This window comes from Lysinibacillus sp. Y5S-8 (genome assembly GCF_036894365.1).
GTDB lineage: Bacteria > Bacillota > Bacilli > Bacillales_A > Planococcaceae > Lysinibacillus > Lysinibacillus fusiformis_D.
Genome location: NZ_CP145889.1, coordinates 733,579 through 744,463 on the forward strand (window position 1 = coordinate 733,579; position 10,885 = coordinate 744,463).

Annotated in this window: 13 protein-coding genes; 11 read left to right on the forward strand and 2 right to left on the reverse strand. The window is 39.3% G+C overall.

Annotated features, from left to right (window positions below; genetic code table 11):
* The first annotated feature begins 235 nt into the window (after window positions 1-235).
* The 9 genes from ftsE to V6670_RS03435 all read left to right on the forward strand — a co-directional run bounded on the left by ftsE (window position 236) and on the right by V6670_RS03435 (window position 8,452).
* Complete coding sequence (gene ftsE, locus V6670_RS03395; protein WP_036120973.1) at window positions 236-922, forward strand: cell division ATP-binding protein FtsE; 687 nt, start codon at window positions 236-238, stop codon at window positions 920-922.
* Window positions 912-1,796 (forward strand): permease-like cell division protein FtsX, encoded by an 885-nt coding sequence (gene ftsX / locus V6670_RS03400; protein ID WP_036120971.1) that lies wholly within the window; start codon window positions 912-914, stop codon window positions 1,794-1,796. Before ftsE ends, ftsX begins: the two co-directional genes overlap by 11 nt.
* A 54-nt stretch (window positions 1,797-1,850) precedes the next feature.
* A complete protein-coding gene (locus V6670_RS03405) occupies window positions 1,851-3,158 on the forward strand; it encodes a M23 family metallopeptidase (RefSeq protein ID WP_058843821.1) in 1,308 nt (435 codons plus the stop codon).
* 260 nt (window positions 3,159-3,418) lie between these two features.
* A complete protein-coding gene (locus V6670_RS03410) occupies window positions 3,419-4,051 on the forward strand; it encodes a hypothetical protein (RefSeq protein ID WP_036128484.1) in 633 nt (210 codons plus the stop codon).
* A complete protein-coding gene (locus tag V6670_RS03415) occupies window positions 4,048-4,635 on the forward strand; it encodes a redoxin domain-containing protein (RefSeq protein WP_338652617.1) in 588 nt (195 codons plus the stop codon). Before V6670_RS03410 ends, V6670_RS03415 begins: the two co-directional genes overlap by 4 nt.
* A gap of 77 nt (window positions 4,636-4,712) precedes the next feature.
* Window positions 4,713-5,450: a hypothetical protein gene (locus V6670_RS03420; protein ID WP_338652618.1), complete on the forward strand. Its 738-nt coding sequence runs from the start codon at window positions 4,713-4,715 to the stop codon at window positions 5,448-5,450.
* Between the two features lie 34 nt (window positions 5,451-5,484).
* Complete coding sequence (locus tag V6670_RS03425; protein WP_036120961.1) at window positions 5,485-6,927, forward strand: S41 family peptidase; 1,443 nt, start codon at window positions 5,485-5,487, stop codon at window positions 6,925-6,927.
* 122 nt (window positions 6,928-7,049) lie between these two features.
* Window positions 7,050-8,231 (forward strand): PDZ domain-containing protein, encoded by a 1,182-nt coding sequence (locus tag V6670_RS03430; RefSeq protein WP_338652619.1) that lies wholly within the window; start codon window positions 7,050-7,052, stop codon window positions 8,229-8,231.
* Window positions 8,231-8,452, forward strand: coding sequence for a DUF2198 family protein (locus V6670_RS03435; protein ID WP_338652621.1), 222 nt, complete (start codon window positions 8,231-8,233; stop codon window positions 8,450-8,452). The genes V6670_RS03430 and V6670_RS03435 overlap by 1 nt, the downstream gene beginning before the upstream one ends.
* 33 nt (window positions 8,453-8,485) lie before the next feature.
* Here the strand turns inward: V6670_RS03435 and V6670_RS03440 are convergent, their stop codons facing one another.
* Window positions 8,486-8,812, reverse strand: a complete 327-nt coding sequence (locus V6670_RS03440; protein WP_141904767.1) for an AzlD domain-containing protein — start codon at window positions 8,810-8,812, stop codon at window positions 8,486-8,488.
* Window positions 8,809-9,543, reverse strand: a complete 735-nt coding sequence (locus V6670_RS03445) for an AzlC family ABC transporter permease (protein WP_141904768.1) — start codon at window positions 9,541-9,543, stop codon at window positions 8,809-8,811. Before V6670_RS03445 ends, V6670_RS03440 begins: the two co-directional genes overlap by 4 nt.
* A 123-nt stretch (window positions 9,544-9,666) precedes the next feature.
* On the opposite strand from V6670_RS03445, the gene V6670_RS03450 reads away from it, so the two are divergent.
* Together V6670_RS03450 and V6670_RS03455 are read left to right on the forward strand one after the other, a co-directional pair.
* Window positions 9,667-10,218 (forward strand): XRE family transcriptional regulator, encoded by a 552-nt coding sequence (locus tag V6670_RS03450; protein ID WP_338654458.1) that lies wholly within the window; start codon window positions 9,667-9,669, stop codon window positions 10,216-10,218.
* A gap of 11 nt (window positions 10,219-10,229) precedes the next feature.
* Window positions 10,230-10,868 (forward strand): TVP38/TMEM64 family protein, encoded by a 639-nt coding sequence (locus V6670_RS03455; protein WP_170829911.1) that lies wholly within the window; start codon window positions 10,230-10,232, stop codon window positions 10,866-10,868.
* Window positions 10,869-10,885: the final 17 nt, after the last annotated feature.

Consider the following 10,885-nt stretch of genomic DNA (forward strand, 5'->3'; position numbering starts at 1 on the left):
AGCATTCAGGCGAAAGCTTGAATGCTTTTTGCTATTTCAAACAGTATTCGACTTGGATTATCGTCGATTGCTGTTTTTATTTTTGTCATTTTTTTAATGATAATGGCAATGAAAGAACGAAATAGAAGGAACTGGCACGTATTGAAATGAAACTGTAATAAAAAAACAGAAATAGAGTGCTATAATAGTAAAAGAAATACCTCTTACATAGATGAGAGTTTTAGGTGGTTTAATCATGATAGAAATGAAAAATGTGACAAAGAAGTACCCAAACGGTGTAGTTGCGACAAATGGTATTTCCGTTAATATAAAGCAAGGCGAATTTGTGTATGTAGTTGGTCCAAGTGGAGCAGGTAAATCTACATTTATTAAATTGATGTATCGTGAAGAAAAGGCAACATCAGGGCAAATTATAGTCAATGGTATTGATTTAGCAACATTAAAAAATAAGAAGGTCCCTTTTTTGCGCCGTCAACTTGGCGTAGTTTTCCAGGATTTCAAATTACTACCTCGTTTGAATGTTTATGAGAATGTAGCATTTGCACTTGAAGTAATTGAGGAAAATCCAGATGAAATCCGACGTCGTGTGATGGAAGTATTAGAACTGGTCGGATTAAAGCATAAAGCAAGAATGTTCCCGAATGAGCTTTCAGGTGGGGAACAGCAACGAGTGTCGATTGCACGCTCAATCGTCAATGTTCCTAAAGTGGTGATTGCAGATGAACCAACAGGGAACCTCGATCCTGAAACATCTTGGGAAATCATGAATTTATTTGAGGAAATTAATGCTCGAGGGACAACCATTGTGATGGCGACCCATAACCGTGAAATTGTCAATACGATTCGTCGTCGTGTTATCGCAATTGAAGGCGGTTTAATTGTCCGTGATGAACACGGAGGTGAATACGGCTATGAAATTTAATACAGTAAAGCGCCACTTCCGAGAAAGTGTGAAATCACTTGGCCGAAATAGCTGGATGACCATTGCGTCTGTCAGTGCCGTAACAGTTACGCTTATACTAGTAGGCGTTTTTGCGCTTATTATGATGAATTTAAATAAAGTAGCGACTGATTTAGAAAACGATGTTGAGATTAAAGTTTTAATTGATGAGACAGCTGATGAAGCTGCAGAAAAAGCACTCGTCGAAAAAGTCAAAAAATTGCCTGGTGTGTCAGAGATGACCTATTCCACTAAGGAAGATGAGTTAACTAAGTTAGTAAAAGATTTTGGTGATGATTTTAAGCTATTTGAACAAAGCAACCCTTTACGTAATGTAATCTATGTAAAAGCTGCTGATCCCCAGCAAACAGCTAAAATAGCAAAAGCGATAGATAAATATGAGTATACGTATGACGTTATGTATGGCGAAGGAAAAGTTGAAAAACTATTTAATTTCTTAAATATTAGTCGTAATGTAGGCATCGTACTTATTTTAGGGTTATTATTCACGGCGATTTTCTTAATTTCGAATACAATTCGTATTACTATTATTGCTCGTAGAGATGAAATTGAAATTATGAAACTTGTAGGGGCTACGAATTCATTCGTACGTATCCCATTCCTATTGGAAGGTATGTGGCTCGGAATTTTAGGTTCGATTATTCCGATTGCGGTTGTCACAACCCTTTACCACAATGTATATAAAATTATTGCACCACGTTTACAAGGTGAGCTAATTCAATTACTTGATTTTTCTCCACTTGTGTATCAGGTGAGCGGTCTCCTGTTACTCATTGGCGTGCTTATCGGTGTTTGGGGAAGCTTTATGTCAGTCCGTAAGTTTTTAAAAATTTAGTCACAACGGATATTTGTGAAGAAGAAAAAGAATAGTCGAAGGGGAGTTCAATCGGTGAAAAGTAAGGCGAAAAAAACATTGAAAACACTTGCAGCAGCATCTGCTCTATTTCTTTTTATCCAAACTCCATCAGCGTATGCAACAAGTTTATCGGATTTAAAAGAAGAAAAGAAACAAATTGAAACAAAGAAATATGATTTAAATTCATCCATTAGTAATAAGTCAAATGCCATCACGGCTAATCAAGAAAAGCAACAAAAAATCTTAGATCAAATTCAAGCATTGAACGCTGAAATCGACAAAACCAATAGTAATATTAAAAATGTTCAAGCAGATATTCATACAACAAATGAAGAAATAAAAAAATTAGAAGCTTCTATTAAAGAACTTCTGCATAAAATTGAAGAGCGAGATTTATTATTACAAGAACGTGCACGTGCGATTCAAGCTGGTGGCTCGGTAAGCTATTTAGATGTTTTGCTTGGATCTAATAGCTTTGTAGACTTCATTGATCGCTTCTCTGCAGTTAATGCACTATTAGAAGCGGATCGTCAAATTATTCAAGATCAAAAAGATGATAAACAACAGTTAGAAGAGCAAAAGCAAAGTGTAGAAGAAAAACGTCAAAAATTGGAAGGCAAGAAAGCTGAGCTTGAACGATTAAAGGCATCTTTAGATAGCCAAAAAGCTGAGAAAAATAAACTAGTTGACCAATTAGAAAAAGAGCAAGAAAAGCTCAAATCTGAAAAAGTATTACTTGAAAAAGAGTACTCAGAAGCATTAGAAGTAAGCCAAGAATTACAAGATCAAATCATTGCAGAGCAAAAACGTTTAGCTGAAATTGCTCGTCAACAAGAAGCAAAACGTAAAGCAGCTGCTGCGGCGGCAGCGGCTGCAGCAGCCAACAATGGTGGTGGTTCATCAGGTGGTACTGTGAACGCGCCTCAATCAAATGGTACTTGGATTAAACCAACGAACGGCCGCCTAACATCACCTTATGGCTGGCGTAATATTGGAGCTGGCCCTGAATTCCATTACGGCGTGGACCTTGCAAATGCAACAGGAACACCGATTTGGGCAGCGGCGGATGGTGTAGTTTCTTATGCAGCACCACTTAGTTCTTATGGTAATGTTGTCATTTTGACGCACTCTGTTGATGGACAAATTTATACAACAGTTTATGCCCATTTAAGTGCATTTAATGTTAGTGTAGGACAAGAAGTAACACAAGGTCAGCAAATTGCAGCAATGGGTAGTACAGGTCGCTCTACTGGCCCTCACTTACACTTTGAAGTGCATATTGGTCCTTGGCGAGGACAAGCTGTGGGCAGTGTAAACCCACTAAAATATATTCCATTGTAAAATAGAACAGCTATACATTAGAGAATTCTAGTGTATAGCTTTTTTTATTTCATCTATATCTTTAGAAGATAAGAACTCCCTACTCTATGAGTAACGGCTATTATACGATTCTATTTAATGTTATGATGAATATATACATAGTGGGGTATTTTTAACAGATGTTAATTTCTGAAGATTTTCTGAACACAGTGTGAAATATTCTTATTTTAAAAGGGTTCTATGCTATGCTGTATCTAACTTTCGGAGGAGGATTTGTTGGAGTGATTAATACAGAATGGTACTCGATTCGAGCACTAACTTTACCAGCTACTGCAGTGGCTTTACTCATTACATTTTTTATAGTGTGGCTCATATTACGCGTGCAATTTTCAAAAAAATGGTCTGAAGTATATGCTGATGCGATTTTTACATTTCTCATTGTTTGGAAACTAAGCCTACTTGTGACTGATTTCAAAGCTGTTGTGAATAATCCAATGTCATTACTTTATTTCAATGGCGGTACAATAGGTGTTTATCTCGGCGTCATCGTAGTGTCCTTACAAATATGGAGAAAGCGGCACAATCTGCAGTTTGAAAAACAAGATATTATCCCTTGTAGCTGGGCTATTATTTTAACGCAATCTATTTACCAAATGATTGTCGTGCTACTCAATGACAACACTACATCGAGTGAAATCATTACATTAGTTGTGCTAAGTGTATTAACCATCATCATATTATGGAAACTAGCAGCGATGAAACAAGCTTTATTATTGTATACAGTTGGCTATTTGATCGTGGCTCTCTTCCAAACCCTTGGTATATGGCAAACAACTGTGGGTGTGAGTGTAGTACTACTTTGTTTGGGATTAGCCATTCAATATGAACGAATCAATGTGGGAGGTAAAGAATGAAAAAAAATATTGGGCTACTGATCGTTGTGCTATTAGTGATTGCGATGATTGGTACATATGTGAGACAACAAATTAATGAAGAACGTGCTATTGAAAAGTCTGCTCTTGGTAAGGATATGGAGGAGCTAGAAACTGGCTTAAAAAAAGGGGATATACCGCCTGATTTCACCTTAACAAGCTTAGACGGAGAAGATATCACATTAAGTAATTTGCGTGGGAAAAAGGTTGTACTAAATTTCTGGGCGACATGGTGCCCACCTTGTAAGGCGGAAATGCCGCATATGCAAAGCTTCTACGATGAGTATGCTAAAGAGAAAAACGTTGAAATTATAGCTGTCAATTTAACAAGTGCAGAACGGGATGTGACAGCCGATGCCAAAGTAGACACAGTGATGACATTTAGAGATAGCTTTGAGCTAACATTCCCCATTTTATTGGACCCAGACAATGACGCTGGCTTAGATTATCAAATCATCACCATTCCAACCACTTATTTTATTGATTCCAACGGCTATATCCAACGCGCCATCAGAGGACCAATGGATGTAGATATGTTAAATGATTATGTAGATGCACTAGATTAATTCATAAAAAATCTGTTCGTTTTCTATAGTAGAAACGAGCAGATTTTTTATTTTTATAGGAATTAAGGTGAACAATTGTGGGGCCAGAGGGAATACTCGCGAAGCCAGAGGGAATACTCGCGAAGCCAGAGGGAATACTCGCGAAGCCAGAGGGAATACTCGCGAAGCCAGAGGGAATACTCGCGAAGCCAGAGGGAATACTCGCGAAGCCAGAGGGAATACTCGCGAAGCCAGAGGGAATACTCGCGAAGCCAGAGGGAATACTCGCGAAGCCAGAGGGAATACTCGCGAAGCCAGAGGGAATACTCGCGAAGCCAGAGGGAATACTCGCGAAGCCAGAGGGAATACTCGCGAAGCCAGAGGGAATACTCGCGAAGCCAGAGGGAATACTCGCGAAGCCAGAGGGAATACTCGCGAAGCCAGAGGGAATACTCGCGAAGCCAGAGGGAATACTCGCGAAGCCAGAGGGAATACTCGCGAAGCCAGAGGGAATACTCGCGAAGCCAGAGGGAATACTCGCGAAGCCAGAGGGAATACTCGCGAAGCCAGAGGGAATACTCGCGAAGCCAGAGGGAATACTCGCGAAGCCAGAGGGAATACTCGCGAAGCCAGAGGGAATACTCGCGAAGCCAGAGGGAATACTCGCGAAGCCAGAGGGAATACTCGCGGAGTCAGAGGAAATACTCGCGGAGCCAGAGGAAATACTCGCGGAACAAAGGAAAATACTCTCGAAGCAACAACCAACACCCATGAGAAAAGTGAAATATTCTCTCTTCATAAATTTGAAAGGTAATCTTGTATGTTTGAAAAAATAGAGTCATACAGTAAAAGAGACGGAGGAGGGAAGAATTGCGCAAATTAACGGCCGGTGTCGGAGTCCTGCTTAGTAGTTTGGTGGTAGGTAGTGGTATTTACTTTGATTGGTTTTCTAGTGACGATAAAAAGGAGCCTGTTACGGAGGTTGATACAATTGGTGAAGCCATGACACTTATTGAAGAAAAATCAGTCTACAGCACAAAAAAGGATGCATTGGTGGAGGGGGCTCTTCGTGGTATGGCTGATGCCATTAAGGATCCATATAGTACGTATTACTCCCAGGAAGAGGCCGAGCAACATCGGCAAATGCTGGCTGAGGAAAGGGTAGGTATTGGGATTGAACTAGCAGAAAATAAAGGGAAGTTTATTGTTGTGTCTCCAGTTCGTTCTTCACCTGCTGAGAAAGCTGGTATGCGTTCACTCGATGAAATTGTACAAGTTGATGGAGTGCGTGTAGATGGGAAAACGATGAGTGAATTAATGCATTTAATTCAAGGTGAAAAAGGGTCGAAGGTAACTATTGTTGTCTACCGTCCGAGTGAGGATAAACATATTAAGATGACAATGGAGCGTGCTGCAATCTCTAATAAAACGGTATCGAGTGAGGTTATAAAAGTAGAAGACACAACTATTGGCTATGTGGCTATCTCGTTGTTTGGGGAAAAAACGGCCAATGAATGGGTTGCTGAAACGAGTAAATTGCTTCGTAAAGATGTTGAAGGTATTGTGATTGATGTACGTGATAATCCAGGTGGTTATTTACATAGCGTCGCAGCGCTACTGAGCACGGTATTGGACAATGGCAAGGTATTTGCATATATGCAAAATGCGGAAGGTGCTATGGAACCATTGAAAACGCAAACGAAAGGCTTTGATGAAAAATATGTAGCAACGATGAACAAAATCCCAATCGTTGTCTTACAAAATCAAGGTAGTGCTTCAGCGAGTGAAGTATTGAGTGGTGCTTTAAAAGGCTGGGGACGTGCTTCACTGATTGGTGTCAAGAGTTTTGGGAAAGGGACTGTGCAGGAATCTTGGGAGCTATCAAATGGTGGAGAGCTGAAATTATCAACTAATAAATGGCTGACACCAAAACGCGAATGGATTCATGGGCAAGGCATTGAAGCAAGTTTAGTAATTGAGCAAAATGAATTATTTGCTTTTCAACTACATCCATTAACAGGTAAATTTAAAGTCGGTGATATGAGTGAGGAGATCGCCTATTCACAAACTGCCTTACAGAAACTAGGCTATCAAATAGATCGTTTAGATGGCTATATGGATGAAACGACTGCAGAGGCCGTCAACCTTTATCGCAAACAGAAAAAATTAAAATTAGCAGAAGATGAATTTTATATGGATACAACTTTCTTCAATAGCTTAAATGAGACGTTAAAAAATTATAAAGCGGATCGTCAAAATGATCAACAATTCCAGATGGCCACTAGCTTTTTACTGCATACTATTGAACAATAAACCTATCTGACAGAACAAAAATAACATATTACAAAGCTTTCTATGAGTTTGTACTACGCAAGAGTGTAGTCGTTTGATACAATAAATTCATAGTATTCAAGATAGAAATGGCGGGTGTTCGTATGGTTAGTGAGATTTTAATAGAAATTGTAACAGCGATTGGCCGCTTTTTACTCAACCCATTACTGTATATAGTCATAATATTTGCTATTTTTTTAGGATATCGTCGTGTAAAACAGGAGCGTAAATATTTTAATAGACGTATTATTTGGGGCTGGACAGAGTTAATCGGTCAATGGAAAGATGGATGGCTTTATGCACTGCTCATTTCTCTTATCAGTATTGTCGCAGGGCTTACTGTACCAAAAGAATTTTTAATCATTTTAATAGTAATTTCTATAGTAGCGCTAGTCCTGTACCTTATTAATGCATTATCGCCCATAGTGACAATGGGTATTGCAACACTTGCGATATGGGCCATGTCCTATTACAATTGGACATTTTCTTGGTGGATATTTTCCTTGAAGGGGAGCGATTTAGAGGATGGCGCAATCGTTACGATTACCATTTTGGCAGGCCTTTGTGTTATCGCAGAGGGGCTATTAATCCGTCGTGCTGCCATGAAGGTATCAACGCCTTCCATAGAGAAAACAAAGCGGGGTATGCAGGCTATTGTCTATCGCACAAAAAATGTATGGGTATTACCTATTTTCTTTGTTATGCCTGGTGATGCTATATCGGCTGTCTTGCCATATTGGCCACTGTTTACGATAGGTGATAGTAGCTTTGCACTTGTTTTATTCCCTCTTATCATTGGCTTTGCTAAGCTATCAAGAAAGGAATTACCAGTCATAAAATTACCTAAAATAGGGCGATCTGTCTTATTGCTTGGAGAGCTTATTTTAATAGGTGGCTTAGCTGCTTATTTTAAGCCGATGATCGGTTTCATCGTACTTGGAGTTGGGGCAATTATACGTATCATCATCTCTATCTACTTTGCACAGCAGGATAAAACAGATCATTATGCCGTTGCACCAAGTACAAAGGGTGCCATTATCGCAGCTGTTCTTCCTGATTCGCCAGCAGAAAAAATGGGCCTGCTTGCAGGGGAATGTATTCGTAAAGTAAATGGGAAATCTATTTTTACAGAGAATGAGCTATACGAGGCATTGCAATTAAATGCAGCGCACTGTCGTCTAGAAGTGTTGGATCGCAACAATGAAATTCGTTTAACACAGCATGTGATTTACAGCAATGATCATTATCGTATTGGTTTATTACTAGCTGAGCCGAGGGAAATATAATGGATGTTTTTGGGAAAATGATGTTAGCGCTATTTATACCAGCGATCCTTGTATTATTGTTTACAAGAATTACCTATAACCGCTATGTTGCGCTATTATTAGCGATTGCACTTATCGCGGCTTCTGTTTATGCAGGCTATACATCTTCGCCTATTATTTATGTGATGGATGCATTTTCATTAACCGTAGGCTTTTGGTTAGCTAGTAAATTGAAGAAATAAAAAGGTCAGTCCTCTCAAAGGGGATTGACCTTTTTACATGAAAAATCGAACAGCTGCCATAATGATTACGCCTGCAATGACAGTAATCGATAAACTTTTTGTGATAAGTGCAATAATAAGAGTTGGCACAAATGTAACAAAGACGGGCCAATCAAGAGTCACTACTTTCCCACTTTCAGTATCGAATAAGTTTTCAATTACAAGAGCACTTAAGATACAAACAGGTATAAAGCTGAGCCACTTGAGTGCAACATCAGGGAGTGTTACACTACGTACAAAAATAAATGGAATGACACGCGGCAGCCATGTAACAAGTGCACAGCCAATAATAAGCCAGATCATATAAGAAGTTGTTGTCATTTATCTGTCACCACCCCAATTGTTGCGACAATGACTGTTGCTAGAAGCACAGCTACATGTGAAGGAACTAGATAAGAAAGGCCATACATAATAACTGTCATATAGCCGATTAACTTGATATAATGCATGATTTTGCTTTTGCCAACACTGCTCAATTGCAGTACTAACAATGCAACAAACATGGCAATTAAAGCAAAATCTAGGCCCCATTTTTCGGGATTTGCTACCCATTGTCCTAAAAAGGCACCTGCAACACAGGAGAGAATCCAAAAAATGTAGGCTGTGATGTTAAGCCCATCCATCCATTTGCCGTATAATTTGCCTGTTTGCATTTGCTTTGTTACTGCGACACCAAAGGTTTCATCCGTTAATAATGTACCGAAGCCAACATTTCTAAGCATAGAGTAGCGTGTAAAATGAGGTGCTAATGTTAAACTCATTAATAAATGGCGTAGATTAACTACAAAAATGGTTACAATGATAGCAGAGGCAGGGCTGCTTGCTAAAAGAAGTGCACAAAAAATAAATTGTGCAGATCCTGCATAAATAAGTATCGTTAACAGGGCAATTTCAAGGACAGATAATCCAGAAGCGGAACCTACAACACCGAATGCAAGTCCTATACTAATATAACCGAGTAAAGTGGGTACGCAATCTTTGACGCCCTGTAGAAAGCTGTCGTTGGAAGGGCTTATGGAATCATCATGATGAAGCTCTGTTGTACTTGTCATAAATAGGCCATCCTTTCTTAATCATTTCCATGTATACTATTGATGGAATTGTTTGATAGTTCTTGATGTTTATTAAAGTATACATATGTCTGATAAAATAAACAATAGAAATTGGTGATTAAAATGGAACAAATGAGTCGAAATTTAGCATTTCAATTAAAGAAAATTAGACAGCAGCGTCATCTAAGTCTAGATGACGTAGCTAAAGCGACAGGTGTTAGTAAAGCACAGCTTGCACAAATTGAAAAGGGTGAGGCTAATCCGACTGTTTCAACAATTTGGAAAATCGCAGCTGGTATGCGTATATCATTCTCTTCATTATTACAGCCGCCAACCGCTCATTACATGCGTTATAGCAGTAAGGATGTGCCACATGTGGATGAAGATGAGGGACGCTATCGTGTCTACTCCATTATTCCGTATAATCCTGAGCGAGGCTGGGAGTTTTATAAGGTTGAAATGGAGCCAGGGGCAGTTAGTAGGAGTGAAGCTCATACAGAAGGGGTAGAGGAAACTGTAATGGTCATCAAAGGACAAGCAGTTATTTCTGCTGGGGATATGCATGAATTACTGGATGAAGGGGATACACTAGTATTCTCAGGGCATCAGCCCCATGAATATCGCAATACTTCGGAAGGGCTAACAGTTTTTCATTTAATTTTACAGTATAAATAGAGGTGTCGATGTTGAGTGAATGGTTTACTGTAGAAAATATTGAACAGGTTGCGGCACAATATCGAACATTTGGCCCAATCATTGGTTTACTGCTACCATTTTTAGAAGCGTTTTTACCTTTTCTGCCATTAGTCGTATTTGTTGTAGCGAATGCAAGTGCATTTGGCTTATGGTTAGGGTTTTTATTATCATGGTTAGGCTCTGTAGCGGGCTCCTATGCTGTCTTCTTGCTTGTTCGCCATTTTGGCAAGCATCCAAGGCTACGATTTTTAACAGGTAGTAAAAAAGTTCAGAAACTTATTAAATGGGTGGATATGAATGGCATCAGCCCTCTTTTTGTCCTCCTTTGTTTCCCTTTTACACCATCTGTTATTGTCAATATTGTTGCTGGGTTATCCCATATTCATAAAAAGTTTTACTTAGTCGTTTTATTGGCTGGGAAGTTCGTGATGATTTTAGGCATGAGTGTGTTGGGCTATGACTTAAAATCGTTATTGACAAGCCCCGTCAGATTGGTCATTGCTGCTGTAGCCATTGTAATTTTATGGTGGGTCGGCAAGCTGATAGAGAAGCGCTTGAACGCTCGTGTGGAAAGAGATTTGAAGCAAGCGCGAAAATTGACGAAAAATCAGGATCACCATGCTCGCTAACCAATTGTTTGTAGCCT